The following is a 23,642-nucleotide window of genomic DNA, read 5'->3' on the forward strand; positions in this document are numbered from 1 at the left end:
CGAGTTTTCGGGGGCGACACAGCATTAGTGCAAATCGATGTTGGAAATTTTTTTATTTATAATCAGCATTTTACATACTTTTCGATCGACGTGTTGTTTGAGAATTAGGAAAAATTGAGAAATTACTTCTCAACTGCGGATAAATTTTCCTATACATGATCATGAAAAACCTGACACTGACTGGGTCGCTCTTGGCCAACCCTGATTTGGGCGACCGTATTTACTGCCCGGCCTTGGCTGGGCTGACGGTTTCCCAATCCGACTTAGCCTTTGTGATGCCCCGGCTCGACCACAACCGTGTGCTGCGTGAAAAGCCGCGACAAGGCGATTGGGCTGCGATATTGGCCAGCGATCCGTTCGGGTCCGAGGCGACCATGTTCTCGCAACTTCTTGAGATGGGGTATCGCGGTGTGGCGAACTGGCCGTCCTCTATCCTGTTGGACGGCAGCTTGCGTCAGTCCATGTCCACTATTCCTGCTTCACCGGAATTTGAGTATGCGTTTCTGGCCCGCGCCAAGGACGCCGGGTTCCAGACGCTTGCATTCTTCATCTCGCTGACGCAGGCCCGCGCCGCGGTAGAGGCCGGGTTGGATCATCTCGTTCTGCATCCCGGATTGTTGGACGTGGAAAGCCCGGATAGCAGCTCGTTGGTTCTGGGCTCGCTGCAAAGGCTAGTCGAGACGATCCGGGATGAGGCGAAACAGGTCCGCGTGCTGGCCTATACATCGGTATGGCATGAACGCATGGTCCCACTCAGCAGCCTAGAAGTAGATGGTCTGATTTGGTGCGAGGGCGCATCATGACCATTCGTGACCGAAACTTCCTTTTTGCTGCCGTCGTTGGATCAGGCCTGACGGCAAAGGCCGCAGACAAAGCTGGGGCCGATTACCTGTTGGCACTGAATGCAGGGCGTTTTCGGGTGCAAGGTGCCTCGTCCTTGACGAGCTTTCTGCCTGTCCGGGCCGCCAATGACTGGGTCATCGAATTTGCCGAACGCGAAATGCTGGGACGTTGCTCCGCGCCGATCTATGCGGGGTTTTCGGTTAGTGATCCCGATCTGAACATTGGCGAGCTGGTACAAAGAACCAAACGCCTTGGCTTTTCAGGCATATGCAACTTTCCTTCAACAACGCTGATAGACGGGCGGCTTGGTGCCTTGATGGAGCGCGAAGGGCTGGGGTTCGACCGCGAGATAGAATTGGTTCAGGAGGCAACTCGGGCCGGTCTGGGCACCTTCGTTTATGTTCTCACAAATGCTCAGGCACGTAGGATGGTTGATGCAGGCGCGACGGCCATCTGCGTCAACGTGGGCTTCACAAGCGGTGGAACTGGCGTCAGCACGCACCTGACGCTGGAAACTGCCGCAGCACAGATCGAACGTGTGCTGGAGGGCGTGCCTGCATCGGTCGACAAACTGTGTCATGGCGGCCCCATCACCTCGCCAGAGGAAGCGTTGGCGATTACCCGCATCTGTGGTGTGCAGGGGTTCGTTGCAGGCTCGACGCTGGATCGCTTGCCTGTCGAGCAAACTCTCAGCGAGGTCACGAAAGGCTTCACCGCCATTCCAAGTCTGTCGCGCATTCAATCTGGCCTTTCTAACATTGAGAACGACTTGGTCGGCTCCTCCGTCGCCATGCAGATGATCCGCGAAGAATTGGATGATCTGGCCTATGAAGACATCCCCGTTCTGCTGGTTGGGGAGACCGGAACCGGCAAAAGCCGTGCGGCCCTCAGGTTACACGAGGCGGGCCCTGCGGCCCGGCGGCAGCCCGTGGTCGTGGATTGCCCGGCCCTGGGCGGTGAGGAAGGCGGCGTGCATCTTTTAGGCAAAGCGCCCGGCGCATTTGGCGGAACTGGCACCCAGCGAGGCGCGTTGGAACAGGCGTCGGGCAGCACCATCATCTTTGACGAAATCACCGCATTGCAGCCCGAGCATCAGGGTAAGATTCTGAAATTCACCGATGAAAAAACGGTGCAGCGGATCGGGGACCATACGCTCAGGCGCACGGATGCCCGGATCATCTCGACCACGACGCAGGATCTGCGTGGCCAGATCGAGAGGGAAGCGTTTCGTCAGGATCTTTATTATCGGATCTCCGGCCATGAAATCACCTTGCCCCCTTTGCGCGACCGCGTCGACGATATCCCCGAGTTGGCCATGTATCTGGGCCGACAGGTCAGCGGCGAGCCTCCGAAGTTTTCGAACGCTGCGTTGCGGTTGATGCTGGAGCATCACTGGCCTGGCAATGTGCGAGAGTTGCACTATGCCGTCCAGCGCGCAGTGCGCAAGTCGGGCAGGGCAACGATCGACCTCAAGGCGATCGACTTTCTGCGTCGAAAACCGGCAAACGTTCCAAAGGTGCAGTCGGATAAAGCACCTGTACGAGTCGCCGTGTCCGAGCGGGACTGGATTGCCGAGGCGTTGGCACGAAACGGATTCCGCCGCGCAAAAACCGCCGAGGAATTGGGTATGACCACGCGCACGCTTTACAATAAAATCAAGAAACACGGACTACAGGGATAGTACGCTCAGTTACCCCGCATTATCTAAAACTCTCATCGCATTTGACCGGGAAACCTACTGAGTTTTGCTTCGTCAAATGCCATGCGTTATGTGCACGAATTCACGCTTTTTCCTGGGCTTTGCTCATAGTCTGATGAAATCCCGCCGCACCAGACACGAATGACCGGTCTTCACGCCGCATTGCCTCGACGCGTTGTTGCTAGTGCAGAAAAACCGTGCTTCGAGCGCGCGCAGCACGAAAACACGATGACCGAGTTGGGCTCAGTGCGGTCGTACCGGACCCTGTAGTCCAACGACCGCTCCGAGCAGCCGAATGTCCGAGCATCGGGCTGCACCGCTGAACGCGTTGAATTTTATGTGTTTCGGGAATGGATGCTTCCGGAGCGCGGCCTAGACTTATCCCGCTGCACCGCCGCAAGTCCGCTCTGAGCCCAAAGCGGCCCCGCTGGAAATGCGGGAACTGAGCCGTATCAACTAAAGATTAACTCGAACCCGCAGTCCGATGATCCAAGGATCATCGTCGCCAAAGCCGGGATTATTGATGTGCTGTAGGTCACCTGTGATGGCAATGTTGTCGGACACGTCGAAGCGGTAGAATGCCTCGACCGTCGTTTGTGTGTCCAACGCGCCGTCGCTCGGATCGGCGACGGTGATGCCAAAGCCAAAGAGGTCGTCATAAAAACCGGGTCGCCACAGCACTCCTGCATTGACGGCACGGTTCGCGATGGGGGCGGCGCCGTCCGACCAGCCCAATCTCCCAAAGACCATCACGTCATTCTTAAACGTGTGGTTGGCCGACAGCATCGCGCCTTTTGCTGAAGGAACGCCTGCGTCACCGCGCTCATCAGCATGAAACAGACCAAGATGCAGGTTGGTCAGGTATCGCTTTGAGGGCTCAGGCGTCCATCCGATTTCGCCGTATGTGAAGAACTCAGAGCCGCCCGGGAACCAATCTATATCTGTCAGCGATCCATTTGCATCACTGACGAGGCCAAGCGCATAAACCTGATCCGTCAGAAAGCCGCCGCCTGCCACACCGAACCCAGGGTCAGGGATCGGCAAGACGGGACTGAACAGGATTGAGTAATTCGAAAACGTTGTACGCGGGTTCACGTAGCCGAGGATGTCACTGTAATCGCCGGGATCGATCCGGCCAGCAACGAAACCGGCCCGCCCGCCGGCCAGAGCCTGCGCCCAATAGGCAACGGAGAGCGTGGTGTCCGTATCCGAGAAAGTAACACCGGTCGCGCCGACGTAACCGATTTCGCCAGCAAGCCCAGACGGCGCAATCGGTTGCCCAAGCCGGTGACGGTTCTCCAAGATGAACACCAGACTGCCAGGGTTGTCGCCGCCGCGGTTCAGAAATTCCCAATTGCCCAAAATGCGGAACTGGCCTGAAGCGGCTTCGTCAGTACCACTCAGGCTGTCGGAGGATTTCTGATAAACGGCCTGATAGTCAAAACTGAGGTTCAACCCGGTGCGTTCTCTCAGGCGCTCACGCACCGCCTCGAATGGATCAAACCATCGGTCCAACCCGGGCGAACGACTGTCTTCCAATCGCCTGAGCCGATCTTCTTCGAGCTGCGCCGGAGCAGAGCCCGGCCCACCGATGGAAGCCTGCGCCGTGGCTTCCAATCTTTCTCTCGGCGAGCTGGTTGCTTCCAGTGCTTGCGGCTCCGTTGCAAGCGAAAGCCCAAGCACAGAAGCACTCAGAACCGACAAAATCCTGCGCTTCAACCTTAGTTCTCCAAAGTGTTTTTGTAGATCACACCGTCTTTCATGATCACTCGAATGGTTTCGATACCTTCGCCGCGCGGTTCTGCATCGAACCATTTCTCATTACCGCCAATGACTGTGATGTCCTCAAGCGGGTTTCCGTCAACGATGAGGATGTCCGCGTAGGCGCCTTGTTCGATGACACCAAATTTGCCGGGGTATGGGTTCCGCCGGTTGGTGATCTGAGCCAGTTCGCCCGCCGTCGAAGTGGCCGACACAAGCATGGCATGATTTCCGAACAGGCTGGCGAAGTAGTATTTCTCAAAGTCGCGGTGCGCACGGGCTGCCTGCTTTGACAGCAACACGGAATCTACGTTGTGCACGATCTTGGGCTTGTACTTTTTGACGTACTCAACGAGGTTTTTCGACTCCTCGAAGAAGTATTCGACCTTTTCCCGCACTGGCCCCGACGCATAGTTTGGAACCTTCAGCAAGTCAGGTGTGAGGCCCGCGGTATTCAGAGCCCAATACGTTCCCATCTCAGCCATGCGTTTCACAGTTTCTTCCTGCGCCATTTGACCGTGTTCAATGCCTTTTACCCCCGCATCTAGGGCTGCATTAATTGACCTGTCGGTATAGGCGTGGACTGTAACGTAGGTATCGAAAAACTCGGCTGCTTCAACCGCAGCTTCGAGTTCTTCTTGTGTGTAAGCGTGTGACCAGAGTGGGTCCAAAACCGACGACACCCCTCCACCGGCGAATAGCTTGATCTGGGTCGCGCCGTTTGAAAGGTTTTCACGCACAGCTTCGCGGACCTCGTCGGGATTGTTCGCAAGTGTTATGACGCCCTTCTTCTCCAAAGAAGTTTCTGGCGCACCCAAATAACGACCTGAAGGCGCTCTCCAGTCGCCATGACCCGATGTCGGCGAGATGCAGGCCCCCGATGCATAAAACCGCGGACCAATTATGTCCCCGCGATCGATGGCATGCCGGACAGCGTCCGAACTTCCGCACGCGTCACGGACGGTCGTGTAACCATCCATCAAAAAATCGCGCGCGTTTGCTGTAATCATCAAACCAATCTCATCCCAACGCGCACTCTGCCCATCGTTCAAAGTCGTCATCGTATTCACGAGGTTGAAGTGCACATGGTTCTCGACCAGCCCCGGCATCAGGGTACGGCCATCGCCATCGATGACCACGGCACCGGGTGCATCAATCGCGTCTGTAGAGACGTCTTTGATGATGTTGCCTTCGACAAGAACGCTTGCGTTCTCGATCCGCTCTTCATTTATACCGTCAAAGATATGGACGTTGGTAAAGAGCGTCAAAGGCGCATCTTGCTGGGCGTGACCGGCGACTGCAGCAAGTGAAACCGCGACGCTTGCCAGTAAGGTTCTGAAAATTTTCATGTGCGCACCTCGTCCGTTCGGGAAATTTGGGTTATATCAGAAGAGACTAACATGTGGTGCCAACGTGAGAAGTTGGGATTTAACGACAATCCGTTTGACGCGACGACGCTGTCGTGAAAACGCTTTTTCGGAGAGCCCGTGATGCCGAAACCCTTGCCTGTGGCGTCTGTGCCGTTTCTAGTGTCAATCGCCGCGCCGCTCCAAACCGCCGGATCGCCGGTCACGCGCCATCTAGAGGCGTGCGGCTTGGCAGGAGGCGTTTTGGACGTGCGCGACGGTCTCGTCTCGGAACTGGCGTTATGGGATTTTGAAGAATGTGCCGCGCGAAAGGAAGGGTTCGAACACTTAGGGTATGTCGCGTCCACGGATTTGATGGAAGCGGGTACCTTGTGCGGGCTCCGGCTACCTGTTGCCCGAACCGTTGGCGAGTTGCTTTGTGAGTTCGCGAAATGGATTACGTCGCATTCGAACTATGCCGCGCACTCAGTGCGGTTCACCGCATCTGGCGCCTGGTACAACTTCGACAATCGTCAACTTACAATAACGCTCCCTTGGCAGGTCGAGCAGTACATCATCGGAATGATTACGGCTCTTGTTCGGACAGCCTCACCAGACTGGACGCCCACGCGTTTGCGGTTAACGAATCCGAAGCCTTGGCATCAGGTTCCGAAAGACTGGGAGTACGCCAAAACGGATTGGGGTGCGGGGTTGACCGGCGTGTTTCTAAGCAACGATGCCATGTCCACTCCCGTCGTTTTACCCTTTCATGGAGATGCTATCGTTTCTCCGGACGCGTGCGCTTCGGATGCGTTCGAACATGTGCTGAAGTCCCATGTTCTTGGAGGTAATGCTTCTCTGGATGCCGTGGCGCATTCTTTCGGGATGTCCCCGCGCACGCTTCAACGGCTACTCGCTGCGAAGGGCGGCCGCTTTCGCAGTCTGAAATCCGTGGTTTCGATGGGGATCGCACGCGACTTGCTCTACAACCATAACGCAACGGTAAAGGAAGTATCGTACCGCTTGGGTTATTCTTCTATTGCTGATTTCTCAAAGGCCTACAAACGCCATTATGGCGCAAGCCCAAGCTTGGATCGCATAAGCGGATAACTTCCAGTTTACTCGTTCGGTTAAAACGCGTCGCGTCGAATTTGCGAAAACTGGGTCGTGCCCCGAAGGGCGGCTTCGTCCGCATCTCAGTCATAGGCGCCGGAAAACTCGCTGCACTCTGCATGAACGGCTGCTTTTCTTGTTGCACTACAGCTGGCTATTTTGGCGTTTGAATTGCTGCATGTGCGAGCAAATGTAAAGAACCGCTTCCGGATTGGGCTCAGAGCGGTCGTTCGCTGCGGAGCAGCGCCCAATGGCCGGATCAACGACTGCTTAGGGCTCGAAGCAGTCATTCGCTGCAGTCGGCGTGAACGACCGCAATGCGGACAAACCGGACGCTCAATCCATGCGTTGGCCGCGGCGCTTCTTGGCGACTATCTCACGGACAAGTTCACCTTTCATGTTTTGATTTTGATCTCCGATATGCTCTAATCGCAAAAGATCGTTCGCCGGAGGTCAGCCATGCGCAGCATCGTAATCGCACTCATATTCGCGATCTTTGCGGGAACATCTTCGACAGCGCAGGAACGACCTAACATCGTTCTGATCTTCATGGATAATTTCGGCTACGGTGAGCTGGGCGTTTACGGTGGTGGCATACTCAGAGGCGGACCCACTGAGCGGATCGACGCACTGGCTGCAGAGGGAATGCGGCTTTTGAACTTCAATGTTGAGGTGCAGTGCACACCTTCGCGTTCTGCCCTCATGACGGGTCGCTACGCAATACGGTCAGGCAATGAGAGCGTCCCAATCACAACTGGCCTCTACGGGCTGACCCAATGGGAATACACGCTGGCTGAAATGCTTTCGGACGCCGGGTACCGAACCGGGATGTTCGGCAAGTGGCACCTTGGTCATACCGAAGGGCGGTTCCCGACCGATCAGGGTTTTGACGAATGGTACGGGATACCGAACTCGACAGATGAATCCCTATGGCCCGGTCAGCCGCAGTTTGATGAGACGGTTCCAGAAGGCCTTAGCGACTATCTGGTACCTGAATACATTTACGAGGGACGAAAAGGCGCGCCCCCGGAGAAGCTCCGTGTCTACGATCTTGAGGAACGGCGTGAAATCGACGGTGAGCTGACCAGCCGTGGCATCGATTTCATGCGCAGTAGCGTAGCGGCAGGAGATCCGTTCTTTCTGTTTCTTCCGTACACTCAGACTCACATGCCGGTAACGCCGAGCGCTGAGTTTGACGGCGAGAGCGGCAACGGAAACTGGGGCGATGTCCTCATGCAGATCGACGCCTACACCGGGCAGTTGCTTGACGCGATTGATGATCTGGGAATTTCGCAAGAGACCGTGTTCATCTTCACTTCCGACAATGGCCCCGAGATGCTCCCTGGGCATCACGGCTGGGGCGGGCCGTGGCGGGGATCCTACTTTACCGGCCTTGAAGGTTCACTGCGTGTGCCCTTCATCATCCGATGGCCGGGGAAGGTTCCGACCGGGGCCGTCTCCAATGAGATCGTCCACGCGCTTGACCTTTACGCGACGCTGGCGACCTGGTCAGGAGCGACATTGCCGGACGACCGCGTGATCGACAGTATCGACCAATCCGCTTTCTTCACCGGTCAGACGGAAAGTTCGGCGAGAGACGGGTTTATCGTCTATGTTGGAGCGCGCCTGTTCGGCGTGAAATGGCGAAATTGGAAGATGATGTTTCATGAGGTCGCGCGCGGAACAGATGCGCTCCTAACCTACGACTTTCCGCGGTTCTTCAATCTCTACAACGATCCCAAGGAAGAGTATCCCCTCACTCCGGATACAGCCGGGCATTTCTGGGTTCGCTGGCCTATGGGTGAAATACTTGCCGAGCATACCGCTTCTCTTCAGATAGAGCCGCCGATCCCCGCAGGTACGCCGGACCCATACACACCAGACTGAATGCTAGAAAGAAGCTGCAATGGGTTCGCGTCGCCATTTGCGGCACCTAATCTAAACGTCCACTATCCGCTCTAGGCTGTCGTTCACGGAGCTCGATCGGACCGACCGCAAAGGGCTCAACGCAGTCACCTGACTTATTTACTCAGATGACCGGTTAGCGGCTTTGAGCGGACGTTCAAGCGAAGTTCTTCTGACAAGACCTAGCAGATGATATCCCGAACCAAGCCTCGGCAATTTTCCTCAGACCATTCAGCGCTGTCTTTCACCGATCACCCAAACGGACCTCTTCAAGCGGATACATAAGTATTTCAGAGACCTAGTTCCCCGTGCTGGCCATAGCTTCTCAAGATTTCGAGTGTCGCTGGGCCAAAAATCACAATGCTGTGGCCGGGAAAATCTTGGTACCTTGCCAACTTGGCTTGGTTGCAGTCTCTCAGTTGCCAAGCATCCACTGCCCCTCAGGCCAGAAGGCATGGAAAGCAAATGCGAACATGACATCGTGAACCACATCCCCACCGGTGGCGTCACGCACACGCACTTCTCCGACATCCCAGCCGTTCGCAATTTTGCCGGTGTCGAGAGCGGAGGCCATACCCTCCTTCCATTCAATAGTCAGGCCAGCCTCGGTAATGCGCCCAACTTGCCGTACGCGGGCGAGCGGCCACGCGCGCTCACCAACCCGAACCACGCGTGCCAGCGCCGGCACCCCATGGGGCGGCGGATCACCACTGAAGAGGAAGGGTTTCGTTGAACTGTCGTACTGTCGGTACGGGTTTTGGCCATAGCTCCGGCGAAAGGCTGGCTCGTCCATGACCAACCCTTCGGGATGGCGCGTTCGGAAGCTGTCCCAACTTTCCATCCAGGCCGGAAGCGCGCGCAACTCTGTGCCTGTCAGCTCACCTGCGATTGCCGTACCGATTGCTTGCTGCCACCAGCTTTCGGTTTGCCGGTCGAACATGATCATATCTGAATGCCGCAGTTTGCCGGACACGCCAAATTCCAGCACTCCATGTTCAGTGCGCCGATCAAAGACGATACCGGAGTTGCATAACGGGCAATATGTGACTGCGACGTGCAGATCGCCTACTTCATCGTTCACGATCTCATGCCAGGTCAGATAGCGCAGCGGATAGGCCCTTGCCAAAGCGCCATCAATCTCCAATGCGATCACCGGTTCACGCGCCTCGATACGCGTTTCCTCGGAAACGGGAATAAAGGCGGGATCACTGACGGCCGGAATGCCATCTTTGGGCGGGCCACCAGAAATGATTTCGGACCAATTCCCTACAGTCTTTTTTGAGAAATCCGTCCTTGGCCATTCTTGTTCCCACCGGCTAGGGTCCGCCCAAGCAAAAGAGGCCACTAAGAATAAGATCGAGGTGAGCAGTGAGAATTTGGCCATGGAAAGCAACTCCTGTGTAAAACAATGAAATACAGGAAGGTTATGCACCTCGCCTACACGACCCACGCTATTGTTACGATGCGTGTGCCTTGTTGTTGGATGCCCATGGCGCCAATCGGAAGGTCTAATAAGGGCTCAAGGCAGTCATCTGAGTCTTTTCGTCAGACGACGGCTTAGGAACAGATAGCGGTCATTGTTGGTGGTCATTCCGAGAAATTTCGCCTGAAAGTCTGCATTGAACGGCAGCGGACGTTCGCTGAAATCTTCTGAACGGCAGAGTCGCGGACAAAGCTGCCGATAAGTCAGTTTGTTGGGATGTGTGAAAACGGCCCAAAGGAGACATCCAGTGCACCCCTCGGATGCTGCTGCTGCCTGCGTTCCTGCCGTTCGCTGCGCAAGCGAAATCTGGGCTTTGGTGAACTCACGGTAAGCTGACTTTGCCGTCTTTCGATCTGGAGCCTTCGCTAAAGCAGCACTTGCTCGCGGTCGCGGCATACTTATTGTTGCGTCGCGGCAAGTGTCACCAATCAGGTCATTCGCAGCCGTTGTATTTGCGTTAACGGGAACCGTACCTTCGCCGCGGCTCGGTCGGACGAGCAAGACGCGGGATATGGCAAGTATTGAAACATTGGTTTTTGCTTCGTGTTTGAACTGATTAGAAACGAGACGCCAATTTTGTGTCTTCTTGCTGTTAAGCTTTTTTGACAAGCATAATCTTGTTTTTCCGATACGGGACTTTACGCTACTGCCGAACCCGATAGCCGGAAGCAATGATCCGGTTAATGAGAAAGGCGACGGCCTGGTGCATATCCTTTTCATCGTTATTGCCGACCGCTGCTTCGTGGGCAGCAGCTGCGTCACGCAGAACTCCCACAATTTCATGTTCGGGCAGGAGCTCACGATCTTTGATTGCAAGCAAAAGCGCTTCACAAATTGAGAGTGCGGCCATTCCTGAGTGGTCTTGCCGGTCAGCCATGGTAGACGTCCTTTTTTAACAGGCGTCCAAGCAAGGAAGCGCCACAATGAATTGCATCATACTGGTATAGATTGCTGTATACTTAACTGATCGAAAGCAGTCTTGGCGTCGGATAGTTTCGCGGGCTGCTCATCGACGAAGGAAGAACACTTGCGCACTATCAAAAACAGTCCACTCACCCGAAAGCTTTCAAACTTCGTCGCTCTGACTGAGGTTGAACTTGCGGCATTGGCACGCCTGCACAAGCGTCGCAGAACCTTTGAAGCCGGACGTGACCTTGTGCATCAAGGGCAATCAGAGCAGGCTGCCTACATTCTGGCCTCGGGCTGGGTTTGTTCCTACAAAACCCAGACTGACGGGTCGCGTCAGATCGTCGATTTCCAAATACCGGGTGACTTTCTGGGCTTGCGAAGCGTTCTGCTGCACACCTCGGATCACAGCATAGAACCAATCATGGAAATCCAAGCCATTGAAGTAGTAGTGGATGATCTCCTGGAAGCATTTGCGCAAACGCCCCGGCTGGCGACAGCAATTCTTTGGGCGGTCTCTCGAGATGAAGCGATGGTGGTTGAGCACCTGGTCAACATAGGACGGCGAGATGCGGGTGAGCGCATGGCGCATTTTCTATTGGAACTTGGTGTGAGGCTGACTCAGATCGGGATGGCAAGCAAGACGGGATACGCCTGCCCACTGACACAATACCACCTTGCCGATGCACTGGGACTGAGTGCCGTACATGTTAATCGTGTCCTACGGCAACTGCGGGAGAAGGGGCTGGTTACTTTTCAATCCGGGCAAGTGGTATTTGATGATTATGAAGGACTGGTGACGTTGGCCGGTTTTGACCCCACTTATCTGGATCAGGCCGGGCCACTGTTGAAGCAATAAGTTCACCCCTACAGCGATGCCGGGATTTTGATGATCGTTGCCTGTTAGAGACGGAATTCGCTTCGGCAGATTTGGGATTTCACTGAAAAAGAAGCGCAAGATAAATACAGTCCGATTGCGGTACTGGATTTCCTGCGCTTCTCAATTACTCGTTAAGAACACGCCAGCAAATATCCCGCCAACACACATCACGTTGCCGGAATCCAAACATCGTTGCACTGACGCAGGTTAGTCAATTTTTGGCAGTGTGCCTGATCCTCGGGCACCAAATGCATTTGAGATTCCAATAAAATCTCAGGTCATTGGCCGCCGACTAACACCGATCAGCGCGCGCCTGCCATTTGCACATTATTCTAAATTACAACGCCAGTACTACCGCGGCGCTTACGAGCGTGTACCGCGGCAGACTGCGCGGGGAAGATCCAACAAACTAAATGGAGGACAAAGGTGAGCACAAGATCGTCCAGTTCTTTGGTGACGTTTTCAAATCCGTTCTCTTTGTCCGGCTACCCGGATGTACTTCCTGCAGGCGAGTATGAAGTAGTTGTCGAAGAAGAGCTACTGCAGGGCCTGAGTTTCGAAGCATATCGCAGAACCGGAACCTACCTGACAGTTCGGGGCAAAGGCAGCAAGCCAGGCCGCACGGAAATGCGCCCAATTGACCCAGAAGATTTTGAACTGGCGCTTAAGCACGACCAGACCTTGGCCACATCTAACAATGACAGCGATGCGGCGCTTTCCCCGCAGGAGGAATAGATTATGAACACGCCCGAATGGCTTAAACCCGGAATCTACGGTGCTCTGATCGGCGGGGTTTTCGTAGGCGTCGTTGGATTTTCATGGGGTGGATGGATGACCGGCGGTAGCGCGGACAAGATGGCCAACGCCATGTCCCGCGACAATGTAATCGCTGCGTTGGTTCCGGTCTGCGTCGACATGGCGAGAACTGACGCCCAACGCGCCGAAAAAATAACGACGATCAAAGAGGCTTCTTCTTTCAAGCAGAAGGATGCCGTCATGGCGGCTGGCTGGGCAACGGTGCCGGGATCCCAAACTCCTAACAAAGACCTGGCGCAGGCCTGTATCGAGGGGCTGAACCTGGATGGATCGTAACTCAATCACTCAACATTCGGACAACGCCGTTTGCATCAGGGCAAATCGAAAAAATCAGTACCGGTTTTGCGCTCACTTAATGGCTGCGTTGTTTGTAGTCGTCTTCAGCAGTTTGGCGGGCTCCTTTATCTCATCAAGTCCCGCATCGGCCGAAACAAATTCGATCCCGGATAACGCGCATCCCAAAAAGTATGGCGACGGTTGGGAATGCGATTTGTCCTATCGGTTGAAAGGCGAAGAATGCGTGGCCATTGTCGTGCCGGGAAATGCCTACCCCACAAACAGAACCTATGGCTCAGGGTGGGCATGTATGCATGGCTTTGTTGAAGTTGGCGGCACCTCATGCACTGAAGTGATTGTGCCTGAGGGTGGATATCTCGATCCATCAGGTGAGAGGTGGCGGTGCCTGCGTGGATACACAAGAGTAGACGATAGCTGCCAGAAAATCGTGGTGCCGGATAATGCTTACCTGACGAATAGCACTTATGGATCTGCATGGCGTTGCAACCGTGGCTACGAAAAAGACGGAGAAGCATGCGTGGCAGTAGCGGTGCCGGAAAACGCTTTTCTGAACGCATCAACCAGCGGGCGTCCCTGGACGTGCGAGCGTGGGTATTTTGAGCGCGACGGACGGTGCGATGCCGTGTTTGTGCCTGAAAATGCTTTCTACGATGACGCGATCCATGGAGTTGGATGGAAATGCGAACGTGGCTACGAGGCGTCCGGTGATCGCTGCAATGCAATCGAGCTACCGGCAAATGCCCATATCGACCGATCCGGCAATGGGTGGCAATGCCACAAAAACTATCATAGATCAGAAGGGCTGTGTGTTCTGAACCAGTGAGAATTCAGACAGAAAGCCCACTTTCCCAAACTTCACAATTTTTGCCCGTCCTTACCAAGGACGCGCGTTTCACACTCTAAAAAGGAACAAATATGAAACCCGTACCCATTGCGTCGGATGCCAAGCAGTTCATTGCCAGCGATGCGCAAAAGCTGGCGCCTGAACAAGCAGTTTTTCCAGAGCTTCACCGCAAGACACTCGTGACAGATACACCGACTGCAATTGTGTATTGCGAAGGAAACTTCGCAAAGATCGATGGCAAGACGGCTAATGGTCTCGTTCGACATTCACAGGCCTATCGCGTTCTTTCGGTGATCGACAGCACGTATGGCGGTTGTGACAGTGGCAAAGTGCTTGATAATTTCGCAAATCAGGTTCCCATCTTCGATGATCTTGATGCCGCCGTCGCTAATGAAGCTACGATCCCTGACACTTTTATTTACGGAATGGCGCCGGCCAGCGGCAGAATGTCCCTTGAGGATCGCGAAGTTGTTGTGGATGCGATAACGCTCGGAATGAACATCGTCAGCGGGCTGCATGAATTTCTTAGCGATGACAAGGAGCTCGCCGGATTTGCCAAAATTCACGATGTCACGATACGCGACATTCGCAAGCCGCGGCCAAATCCCGACCTGCGCCTGTTAGATGGCAGTATTGGAGACGTCCAGGCGATCCGCATCGCGGTGTTCGGCACCGATTGTGCAATTGGAAAGCGTACAACCGCGACAATCCTGACAGGCGCACTTAACGCGCATGGGATCCAAACAGTTTTGGTCGGCACCGGCCAAACTGGTTTGATGCAGGGCGCCAAGTATGGTGTCGCGATGGATTCGGTGCCGCCGCAATTTTGTTGTGGCGAACTTGAGCGCGCTGTCGTTGCGGCATCCGAGGGTGAGCACCCGGATGTAATAGTGATCGAGGGCCAGGGCGCGCTAAGCCATCCGGCTTTTTGCACATCAGCCTTCATTCTGCGAGGCAGTCAGCCACATGCAGTTATTCTTCAACACGCGCCTAAACGAAAACGTCGATGTGATTTCCCCAACATGACTATGCCCGACCCTTGCGATGAAATCACCCTGATCGAGGCTTTTGCGAACAAAGAGGTAATTGGCATGACGATCAACCATGAAGGAATGAATGATGTTGAGATTTCAAAGGCCATCACAGACTACAACTGCAAATTGTATCTCCCGGTCACTGACGCATTGAACCGTCCTCCAAAAAACTTGGTGAATATGGTTCTATCTGCCTTTCCGCGCTTGCAACCCGTACGTGTTACGACGATTGAATGAGCAAGCTGCGTATCGACGTTGATCTGGACAAAATTCGGTACAACACACGGTTCCTGGTAGACCACCTTAGACCCCGCGGAATATCGGTGACAGGTGTGACAAAAGCCGTTTGCGGTCATCCTGAGATTGCGAATGCTATGCTTGAAGGTGGCGTGACAGGGCTGGCGGACGCGCGGATTAGCAATATCATGCGTATGCGCGATGCTGGAATCTCGTGCTCCATATCCTTGATCCGAACGCCCATGCTGAGCCAGGTCGCGCAAGTCCTTGATAACTGCGATGTCAGCTTCAACACTGAGATGGACATTATCGCCAGCCTGGCCATCGAGGCGCTGGGGAAGAACATTACTCACAATATTATCCTGATGGTGGAAATGGGGGATATGCGGGATGGCATCTTGCCTGAACACCTTGAAAGCACTGTGTCTCAAATTCTTAGAATGGAAGGAATTTCTCTGAAGGGGATTGGCGCAAATTTTGCCTGTCTGGGTCATGTGGCACCCTCTGCAGGAGCAATGGAATTGCTTTCGTCGCTTTCCGCCGACACCAAACTTGCAAGTGGACCCGCTCTGGAAACAGTGTCAGGCGGCGGCTCTGCCAGTTTGCCATGGGCGCTTGGCAAGGGGGCGACCGGAAAGATCAACAACCTGCGTCTGGGTGAGGCCATCCTGCTGGGTACCGATCCCGTTTCGGGATACGCGATCGACGGGCTTTACACAGATGTTTTTACGCTTTGGGCGGAAGTGATCGAAACGAAGACCAAGTCAAATCCAAATCCCTTGCAAATGAATTATCCTATACCTTCAATGCAGTGTGTGACTTTAGACAGTCCTTCGAATACTCGGTCGATCCTTGCGATCGGACTCCAGGACACTGATGCGGCGGGTCTAATATTCCCTGCTGGCGTCACGTTCGTCGGAGCCACCAGTGATCATATCGTTGTAGAAAACACCAATTGGCTGCTTCGCCCTGGTGGCGAGGTGAAGCTGAGAATGAAGTATAGCGCGCTCTCGCGCGGCATGGCTGCACCCGATGTAGCAAAAGTCTTCCATGGTGATAGCGCTTTGGTTGACTGCAACGCAGCGAACACTGATCGCCCATACTCGAATCGAAAATAGCGCGCCAAGGTGCCGCCGCCTCGGTTCTGCTTCAGCCATCCGTCTTATTCTACGGCTTTACGTAGTAAATGAGGCACCCAATCCCTATATTGGACGTAGCCGCATTCACTTTTCACACCCTATCTGGGCTCGTGGGTGTTGCGGACAATCAAAGGATCAAAATGATGTCTTTCAAAGACCTGACGACCAGAGCGGCTGCCGCACTGAAGGAAAACGATGCGGACGCGCCGAAAAAAGAAGTTACGTCTGAAGCGCCTGACGTCGTCCCCGAAAAACCAAAGCCTAAACCTCAAAACTGATAATACCCTGCCGGGAGTGGGTGGCTTGTTCTTGTCTGCATCTCCGAGCGAGCGGTATCAGCAAAGGAGAATTACCCAAATGAACCAGATAATCAGCAAGACAATCGCAGTCTTTTCCAGGCCGTTTACTTTCCCTGGCTTCGACGAATTACTCCCGGCAGGCGAGTACGACATAGAAACTGAGCTTTCCGCACCACCAGATTATTCGGACCCAGAAGCCTGGAAGGCCTCGGTGTTAATCTGTCTGCATCCACGGAAATCTCACCCCGGTCTGGCGCGTACCTTGACCGTTTCTCTTACTGATTTGGAGAGAGCCCGCGCAAAGGATAAATTGTCTTCAAAGCAGTTGTCGCAGTTCTTGCTCGACCAACTTTTGGCCGATCCCATGGTGCAATTGATTATGGAAGCGGATGGCGTTTCAGAGACTCAACTTCGGCACCTCTACTCGGAGTCGCTCATCTCTGAGGCAGACGACATATCATCAGATCAACGAGCCCTACCGCGAGGATGCGGAAACGGTTCTCGGTATACTTTCGCTGTCCAAGCTGCTGAGAACGAAGGAATGCCGGTTCGTCCTATTAAAACCCCTCGGATTACAGGCCGTCCCATTGGACAGACTGAAATGGGCAGCTCCTTCAATCTCAAGGCTTAGGGCTCGGAACTTTCTTTTCCAGTCGCTGTATAAACCAAAACAGAAATCGAGGCTAAGAACTGATGGAAGACTCCGACGACGAAGCAGATACGATCATGGCTCGCGCCCACAATGACGTGCCGCAAGAACGCCCGTGTCTTCGTTGCAGAACTCCATTCTGGAGCGAAGGGTTCGGAGAGCGGATTTGTCGACGCTGCAAGGGGTTGAACGCGTGGCGAAATGGCGTATCGGAAAGCCCTGGGTTTGCTCGGCGTCGCTGATGTACTGACATGTAGTGGTTCCGATGTGATCTGACAGTTGGCCGTTTTTCCTGTGGTGTATGCCAGATTAAGTTTGGTTCCGGATCTTTTCCTTCCTGATCTCTTTGCTCTCGATCATGGTCTGGAAGGGTATTCTTCTGCAACACATTTTGCCCTGATGAGTGTGCTCTTGGTTGTAGTGGTGCAGCCATTCTCCCAGATCGGCTTGCAGCGAAATCTGCGCCGCGAGCGCACGCAAAACAATTATGCTATGTCCGAGTTGGACTCGGAGTTGCCATGCGGTCGTGCGGCGAGATGCTCGGTTTCAGGCCATTCTGAACGTCCGCTCTCACTGTCCTGGCACCATCTCATCGCACTGGCGGCGAATGGCCGGATCCCGCCCAAAACGACAAATGCTAAGCCCATTACCTAAGTCGCCTTTGGGCTCGAGGCAGTCATCTGAGTCTTTCAGTCAGATGGCGGCTTAGGAACGGATAGCGGTCATTGTTGGTGGTCATTCCGAGAAATTTCGCCCGAAGGTCTACATTTAACGGCAGCGGACGTTCGCTAAAATCTGCTGAACGGCAGAGTTGCGGACATACCCGCCGTTGGCCGGAGTGCAGAGTATGCTTTGATCTGGGCCGCAAATCAGAATCTGAACTTGACACCAAGAACCGGCCCGTGCTGATCGACGTCATATTCGAACGCCCCTGTGGACAGCGTGTCGCTGTAGTCCATGCTGAAATATCGCCACCCAAAGAACAGCGAAGTTGTCTCCCACGGACGCCAATCCACACCAACATTAGCTCCGACTTGCAGGTCGTTACCGCCTGCGCCAAAGCCGCCAAGTTCCAAGGATGCAATTGCGGTCCATCGCTCGTTGAGCACCCAAGTGCCGCGTGCGCCGATTACGGGTTCCCACCAGCCTTCATCGCCGCCCAAAACCGGTATTGGTGCCGGAGATGTTACCGTTATCTCCTGGCGCAACGAGTTGTAGCGCGCGCCAGCCTGCAGATCGATGGCGTAGCGCTGCCCGTTACCCCCGATCGCGTCAACGGCCTTGTACGCCGCGAGTAAACCCAGCCATTCCTGGCGAATATCAGCGCTGAACGGAGCGCTTCCAGGTGTGGGCAAGCTCCCATCGGCTTCAAGCGAAACATAGTTGGCATCAATTATGAAACCCCAATCGCCGCGCCAGGCTTCGTATCGACCGGCTGCGGCGAAATCGAGGAGCTCCAGCGCGTCGCCAAAATCCAGGTCCAGTGGGACGGTCACTCCTGCAACCGTTGAGTCTCCGCTGGTTCTCGCAGGCAGGAACGCATAGATCGCAAGAGTATGACGCCAATCTGTTTCGCTTTGACCGGCGAGCGGAATTGGCTCCGCGATGGCTTGCTTCGAAGCGAGTACGGTTATTGTTGCACAGGCAAGTTTCAAAATGGTTCGTTTCATGGGTCAACTCGTTTCGCTGTTTTGATTTCTAGAGAAGACGAGCCGCCAGTTGGGCAGCTCAATTCTCGAAACCTCAGTGACTTTGGGCTTTGAGACGTGCTTCTTCAGGAGTCATTAGTTCGCGATGTGGGAACTGTTCGACGCGACCGTGGTGCATGCCCAAAAGCTTCTGCATCGGCTGAACCACCCACAGGCCGGGATAAAGTGCGCCGTATTTCTCGCTCAACACTATTTCTGTCCTAAACCGGCCAACCCACCCGGAGGTAGCTGCGCGTCGCTGCCGAACTCGGCAGCAGTTTCCGCCCAGATATCAGTCAAAAGTTCCTCCATGAAATAGTCACCAGACAAGATAAACTCTGAAAGGATTTCTTCGCTCTTGTCTTCAGCCACTTTGGGGCGTGTTGGCGGTGAAGGCCAAATTTCCCCGTCCACTACGGCCATCCTGACTTTGATATCGTCCTTTGTGACATTAAACACCATATAATCCTGCGCCATGGCCAGTGGTCCGTCATACACTTTCCGGATTTCTTCTAGCTGAGTTGGCAATGTGTCGTGATCGTTGAAGAAGTGATACCCGACGGCCATGCGCGGCTGGGTTTCAGCCATGAGTTTTCCGAACTGGCTGGGCGACGTATGTAACAACGTCCCGAGCAACAACGCGAAATCCGGCGAATAGTTCTGTTTTTCAATCAGCGTAGCGGGCGGCGCGAAACTCTCGTGGATTGAAAGATCCACCCCTTTGGTATGTTTGACCCACCAATGTGTCGGCGACGAGTCGCTTGAATAGGCCACCTTCATACCATTCCATTCGAGAATGAAGCTTACCGACCCATCAATTGCGTGCACTGCGGGGATGGATCGCACGACAACACCATTTTCTTCAAAGATGATCGCGTTAACACCCTTGTAGTCAAATTCATTCACTTCCAATCGGAGGCCGCGATCGTCAAGTTTGCCTATGATCGATTGCACCTCCCAAGCGTACATTTTTTCCATATGCTCCATCATCGCTTTGGTGCCCAGTTCCGGTGTCGGGCCGCTTGGCCCCCAAATACGCAAAGGGAAAGTGCGATTTGCTTTCAGGCCGCCGATCCAGAGTGAAGGCAAATCGGCCATGTGATCGAGGTGAAGATGTCCGATGAAAACCTTGTCGAGGTAATCGTAAGGTATTTTCATCGCGGAAATCCTAGCCATGGACTGTGCTCCGATATCGAAGAGAACCTTGTCACCATTGCCCAGTTCGACAAGAAAACAAGCCGCCGCCTGTTTCGGCCGCACAGTCGGCATGCCGCTGCCACAAACCGTGACACGTATCTCCTCAGCCCCAAGTGCTTCCGTTCCCGGGTAATAGACGTCGCCGTTGTGGCTTGGTTCGCTAGGACCGGGAACTGATTGCGCAAAAGGCGTACCACTGCTCCAGATCATTGCTAACCCCGCCAAAGTACAAATCAACGAGACTTTTCGCATGCCGCTCCCTCCGGAAAAATTGATGGAACACCGGTTCAGCCTAGCAAGTCGTAGATTTTAGTCAACACTAGTGTCTATAATTCAGAGATCAGTAACTCGATGCGGGCGTTTCTCAGTTCAGCGCGCTCCGAAGTGGATTGGTCTCGGAAAAGATCGCGTTCTGCTGAAGTGAAGCCGACGAAAGTGCGTGCACGCACCTCGCACGACAGACCTTCAAATCCAAGTGCTTGAAACAGTGACCTGACCAGCTGAAGTCGCTCTTGCATTTTTTTTTCGTAAACTTGGGCAACGGCTTCATCCTGTTTAGCCCACTGCCGAACTGATGCGTCGTGTCTAGCAAGGTCTTTGAGATCAACGGTTTCTGCGATTGCTTTCAGAGCTTCAACCGGCGTTTCCAATGGGTTGCTGTCCAAAACTTCGACAGGTCCCTGTTCCAAACTACCCCAATATTCGAGCAATGCAGCCAAAAGTGCTTGTCGGTCCTTAAAGTGAAAATAGAATCCGCTTTTGTTCACACCGATAGTTTCAGCCAACCGCTTCACCCGCACCGCGCCTACACCGCCGTGCTCAAGAGCATCCAGTGCTGCCGCTAGCCATTGCTCTCGGCTAACGCCGAAACGACCACGAGCCCTTATTGGATCGACATTTTCCATTTGAGCCTACTATCCTATTTGACTTGCGCGGTAATCAAAGTTCAATTTGCATAACTTATCGATCGGCCCGGTGAACGTCTACTTTGGGCTCAAAGCGGTAGCACAGCTCGTCTTATGCGTCCGACCGGTCCAGGAAAGCGAATGGCAGGATGTGCCATTCGCTCTTGATTTAGATTTCTATTTTCTCAGCAATGCTGAGAGCGTCTTCAAGCTCGACACCGAGATATCGGACGGTGCTGTCAACTTTCGCATGCCCGAGCAAAAGCTGCACCGCGCGCAGGTTGCCTGTCTTGCGATAAATCTGCGCAGCCTTCGTCCTTCGTAGCGAATGCGTTCCATAGCCACTAGGATCGAGCCCGATCGCCGACACCCATTCACGCACCATCCGGGCATATTGGCGGGTAGAAACATGCGGTCTCTTGTGCAGCCTGCTCGGAAAGAGAAAAGCGCAGCCCCGCATCTCAGGACTATTCACCCAATTCCAAATGGTTTCGCGCGTGTTTTCAGTGACCTCGAATTGCACTGGCCGCGTTGTTTTACTTTGCACAATGGTGACGCGATCGCGAACCTTGTTACCAACAACCAGCTCGGCGGACCTCAACCGAACGAGGTCGCAGCCCCTGAGTTTGCTGTCGATTGCGAGGTTAAACATCGCTAAATCTCTGAGGTTGTGAGCGAGTTCAAGCCGGGCGCGAATAGCCCAGACTTGTTTGCGGAGCAGCGGGCGCTTTTGGCCAACCAATCGACCCTTGTTCCACGGGCTGGGCTTTTGTTGGATTGCTGGGAGTTGAGTTTTGGACATGAGTGTTCCTAAATCCATCCCTCCCACTCCAAACGTTGGCGCTGCGCCAACCAATGGATTTTATCCGAGTTGCTGAATGACCGGTTTCAAAACAACCTAGAAAACTGCTATGCCGCATCGCCGCAAGTCTGCTCTGAGCCCACAGAGGACATTCGTCGCGGCCTGTTTTCCTGCTTTCAAAGAAAACGGCCGCGCCCGTCTGGGCGCGGCACTTTCATTAGAGATTGCCTTTCGACAATTCGCTCGCGAGGTGATCCGCCTGTCTGATCGCCAGCGCCACGATAGTGAGCGTTGGGTTTTCCGCCGCACCCGTAGTGAATTGCGACCCATCCGAAATGAACAGATTCGGTATGTCGTGGGTTTGACCCCATTTGTTGACGACCCCGTCGCGCGAATTCTCGGACATTCGGTTGGTGCCGAGATTGTGCGTCGACGGGTAAGGCGGTGTCGGAAACGTCCGCGTGGCTCCAACCGCGTCATAGATTGCCGCGCCCTGCTTGTAGGCGTGGTTGCGCATTGCGATGTCATTGGGGTGATCGTCGAAATGAACGTTGGCCACAGGCAGACCGTATTGGTCTTTGACATCGTGATTGAGTGTGACGCGGTTAGTTTCCTGCGGCATGTCCTCGCCCACGATCCACATGCCCGCAATGTTCTCGTACTCATCGAGGGCGGATGTGAACTCGCGGCCCCATGCGCCGGGGTCGAGGAAGGCAGCCATGAACGGCAGGCCAAGGGCCAGCGTTTCCAACTCGTACCCACCGACGAAGCCGCGTGACGGATCGTGACGGGCTTCATCCTGGATGATCCCAGCCATAGTCGTGCCGCGCCAGAAGCGAACCGGCTTGTCAAAGACTGCATAGACCGAGCCGGTCATGTGGCGCATGTAGTTGCGACCCACCTGACCCGAGCTATTGGCCAGCCCATCGGGGAACATCGACGACGCAGAGTTCAGCAGCAGACGCGGGGACTCGAACGAGTTACCTGCTACGCATACCACGCGCGCTTTCTGCAACTGTAGATTGCCGTCTGCGTCGAAATACTCGACGCCGGTAACCTTGCCTTCGTCATTGTGGAGAATACGCGCGACGTGACTTTGCGGTCGGACCTCGAGATTGCCCGTAGCTTCGCCTTGCTCGATGTCATGGTATCCGGCGGACCATTTCGCGCCCCACTTACAGCCCTGGAAGCAAAAGCCGGTCTGCTGGCACATGGTCCGGTCGGTGTCGTCTCGTGACGAAATCGCCATGCGACCCGTGTGTACGTCCTTGTAGCCAAGTGCTTTAGCGCCGGCTTCGAAGACCTTGTAGTTGTTGTTGCCCGGCAGGCCCGGGCGGTTGCCGGTGCGCGTCACGTGCAGCTTGTCCTCTGCCTTCGTATACCAGGGGTCCATTTCGGCGGCGTCAATCGGCCAGTCAAGCAGTGACGCGCCTTGCACATTGCCGTAGGTGGTCGCCGCTTTCCATTCGTGTTCTTGGAACCTAAGCGAAGCACCTGCCCAGTGCTGGGTCGTGCCGCCCACGGATTTGACAATCCATGCAGGCAGGCCCGAGAAATCCTTCGACACGCGCCAGTCGCCCGATGTGGTCCGCGGATCAAGCCAGGCCAGTTGCCCGAAGCTTTCCCACTCATCGTTGATGAAATCCTCAGGGTAGTGCCGTCCACCAGCTTCAAGTGCGACAACACTGACGCCTTTCTGGGCCAATTCGTTCGCCAAGACACCGCCGCCAGCGCCGGTGCCGATGATAACGACAACGCTGTCGTCGTTCTGATCAAAAGGTGCAGCCATAAGTCTGTCT

22 protein-coding genes and 1 pseudogene are annotated in these 23,642 nt (G+C 54.6%); 12 read left to right on the forward strand and 11 right to left on the reverse strand.

Annotation, left to right across the window (positions count from 1 at the left end):
• The first annotated feature begins 155 nt into the window (after positions 1-155).
• Both AC2FNV_RS13350 and AC2FNV_RS13355 read left to right on the forward strand, forming a co-directional pair.
• The gene (locus tag AC2FNV_RS13350; RefSeq protein WP_496773566.1) at positions 156-803 is read left to right on the forward strand and encodes a phosphoenolpyruvate hydrolase family protein; all 648 of its coding nucleotides are present in this window, start codon (positions 156-158) and stop codon (positions 801-803) included.
• Complete coding sequence (locus AC2FNV_RS13355) at positions 800-2,524, forward strand: phosphoenolpyruvate hydrolase family protein (RefSeq protein ID WP_496773568.1); 1,725 nt, start codon at positions 800-802, stop codon at positions 2,522-2,524. The genes AC2FNV_RS13350 and AC2FNV_RS13355 overlap by 4 nt, the downstream gene beginning before the upstream one ends.
• Before the next feature lie 474 nt (positions 2,525-2,998).
• Here the strand turns inward: AC2FNV_RS13355 and AC2FNV_RS13360 are convergent, their stop codons facing one another.
• Positions 2,999-4,261, reverse strand: coding sequence for a carbohydrate porin (locus AC2FNV_RS13360; protein WP_496773570.1), 1,263 nt, complete (start codon positions 4,259-4,261; stop codon positions 2,999-3,001).
• A 2-nt stretch (positions 4,262-4,263) separates the two neighbouring features.
• Positions 4,264-5,652 carry a metal-dependent hydrolase family protein gene (locus AC2FNV_RS13365; protein WP_496773572.1) on the reverse strand — a complete coding sequence of 463 codons (1,389 nt, stop codon included), beginning with the start codon at positions 5,650-5,652 and terminating at the stop codon, positions 4,264-4,266.
• Between the two features lie 141 nt (positions 5,653-5,793).
• Between AC2FNV_RS13365 and AC2FNV_RS13370 the strand changes: the two genes are divergently transcribed.
• Together AC2FNV_RS13370 and AC2FNV_RS13375 are read left to right on the forward strand one after the other, a co-directional pair.
• Complete coding sequence (locus tag AC2FNV_RS13370; protein ID WP_496773574.1) at positions 5,794-6,759, forward strand: helix-turn-helix transcriptional regulator; 966 nt, start codon at positions 5,794-5,796, stop codon at positions 6,757-6,759.
• 462 nt (positions 6,760-7,221) lie between these two features.
• Positions 7,222-8,649, forward strand: a complete 1,428-nt coding sequence (locus tag AC2FNV_RS13375) for an arylsulfatase (RefSeq protein WP_496773576.1) — start codon at positions 7,222-7,224, stop codon at positions 8,647-8,649.
• 433 nt (positions 8,650-9,082) lie between these two features.
• Here AC2FNV_RS13375 and AC2FNV_RS13380 read toward each other — a convergent pair whose 3' ends face one another.
• The gene (locus tag AC2FNV_RS13380) at positions 9,083-10,051 is read right to left on the reverse strand and encodes a DUF3179 domain-containing protein (RefSeq protein ID WP_496773578.1); all 969 of its coding nucleotides are present in this window, start codon (positions 10,049-10,051) and stop codon (positions 9,083-9,085) included.
• Positions 10,052-10,793: 742 nt separating this feature from the next.
• The gene (locus tag AC2FNV_RS13385) at positions 10,794-11,027 is read right to left on the reverse strand and encodes a hypothetical protein (RefSeq protein ID WP_170614873.1); all 234 of its coding nucleotides are present in this window, start codon (positions 11,025-11,027) and stop codon (positions 10,794-10,796) included.
• A gap of 150 nt (positions 11,028-11,177) precedes the next feature.
• Here AC2FNV_RS13385 and AC2FNV_RS13390 point away from each other — a divergent pair, with 150 nt between their 5' ends.
• From AC2FNV_RS13390 to AC2FNV_RS13425, 8 genes are all read left to right on the forward strand, one after another.
• Positions 11,178-11,915, forward strand: a complete 738-nt coding sequence (locus AC2FNV_RS13390) for a Crp/Fnr family transcriptional regulator (protein WP_496773580.1) — start codon at positions 11,178-11,180, stop codon at positions 11,913-11,915.
• A 447-nt stretch (positions 11,916-12,362) separates the two neighbouring features.
• Positions 12,363-12,671, forward strand: coding sequence for a hypothetical protein (locus AC2FNV_RS13395; protein ID WP_170329073.1), 309 nt, complete (start codon positions 12,363-12,365; stop codon positions 12,669-12,671).
• 3 nt (positions 12,672-12,674) lie between these two features.
• Positions 12,675-13,028, forward strand: a complete 354-nt coding sequence (locus AC2FNV_RS13400) for a hypothetical protein (protein WP_170329075.1) — start codon at positions 12,675-12,677, stop codon at positions 13,026-13,028.
• 79 nt (positions 13,029-13,107) lie between these two features.
• Positions 13,108-13,872 carry a hypothetical protein gene (locus tag AC2FNV_RS13405; RefSeq protein ID WP_480746923.1) on the forward strand — a complete coding sequence of 255 codons (765 nt, stop codon included), beginning with the start codon at positions 13,108-13,110 and terminating at the stop codon, positions 13,870-13,872.
• Positions 13,873-13,964: 92 nt separating this feature from the next.
• Entirely contained in the window at positions 13,965-15,164 is a 1,200-nt protein-coding gene (locus AC2FNV_RS13410; protein WP_496773583.1) for an N-acetyltransferase DgcN family protein, read from the forward strand.
• Positions 15,161-16,282, forward strand: coding sequence for an alanine/ornithine racemase family PLP-dependent enzyme (locus tag AC2FNV_RS13415; RefSeq protein ID WP_170614870.1), 1,122 nt, complete (start codon positions 15,161-15,163; stop codon positions 16,280-16,282). The genes AC2FNV_RS13410 and AC2FNV_RS13415 overlap by 4 nt, the downstream gene beginning before the upstream one ends.
• Before the next feature lie 378 nt (positions 16,283-16,660).
• Entirely contained in the window at positions 16,661-17,233 is a 573-nt protein-coding gene (locus tag AC2FNV_RS13420) for a hypothetical protein (RefSeq protein ID WP_170329083.1), read from the forward strand.
• Positions 17,234-17,295: 62 nt separating this feature from the next.
• Positions 17,296-17,493 carry a hypothetical protein gene (locus tag AC2FNV_RS13425; RefSeq protein WP_480746926.1) on the forward strand — a complete coding sequence of 66 codons (198 nt, stop codon included), beginning with the start codon at positions 17,296-17,298 and terminating at the stop codon, positions 17,491-17,493.
• A gap of 67 nt (positions 17,494-17,560) precedes the next feature.
• On the opposite strand, the pseudogene AC2FNV_RS13430 reads toward AC2FNV_RS13425, so the two are convergent.
• From AC2FNV_RS13430 to AC2FNV_RS13460, 7 genes and pseudogenes are all read right to left on the reverse strand, one after another.
• Positions 17,561-17,707: pseudogene (locus AC2FNV_RS13430) on the reverse strand (IS481 family transposase); the annotation flags it as partial.
• Positions 17,708-18,120: 413 nt separating this feature from the next.
• Entirely contained in the window at positions 18,121-18,921 is an 801-nt protein-coding gene (locus tag AC2FNV_RS13435) for an outer membrane protein (RefSeq protein ID WP_496773586.1), read from the reverse strand.
• A 73-nt stretch (positions 18,922-18,994) separates the two neighbouring features.
• Complete coding sequence (locus AC2FNV_RS13440) at positions 18,995-19,147, reverse strand: hypothetical protein (RefSeq protein ID WP_496773587.1); 153 nt, start codon at positions 19,145-19,147, stop codon at positions 18,995-18,997.
• 2 nt (positions 19,148-19,149) lie between these two features.
• Positions 19,150-20,388 carry a guanitoxin biosynthesis MBL fold metallo-hydrolase GntH gene (gntH, locus tag AC2FNV_RS13445; RefSeq protein ID WP_496773589.1) on the reverse strand — a complete coding sequence of 413 codons (1,239 nt, stop codon included), beginning with the start codon at positions 20,386-20,388 and terminating at the stop codon, positions 19,150-19,152.
• A 74-nt stretch (positions 20,389-20,462) separates the two neighbouring features.
• Positions 20,463-21,041, reverse strand: coding sequence for a TetR/AcrR family transcriptional regulator (locus AC2FNV_RS13450; RefSeq protein ID WP_496773590.1), 579 nt, complete (start codon positions 21,039-21,041; stop codon positions 20,463-20,465).
• A gap of 169 nt (positions 21,042-21,210) precedes the next feature.
• Positions 21,211-21,843: a tyrosine-type recombinase/integrase gene (locus tag AC2FNV_RS13455; protein WP_496773591.1), complete on the reverse strand. Its 633-nt coding sequence runs from the start codon at positions 21,841-21,843 to the stop codon at positions 21,211-21,213.
• Positions 21,844-22,060: 217 nt separating this feature from the next.
• Positions 22,061-23,632 (reverse strand): GMC family oxidoreductase, encoded by a 1,572-nt coding sequence (locus tag AC2FNV_RS13460; protein ID WP_496773592.1) that lies wholly within the window; start codon positions 23,630-23,632, stop codon positions 22,061-22,063.
• Positions 23,633-23,642 lie beyond the last annotated feature (10 nt).

It is taken from the genome of Ruegeria sp. BHSA163, assembly GCF_059613365.1.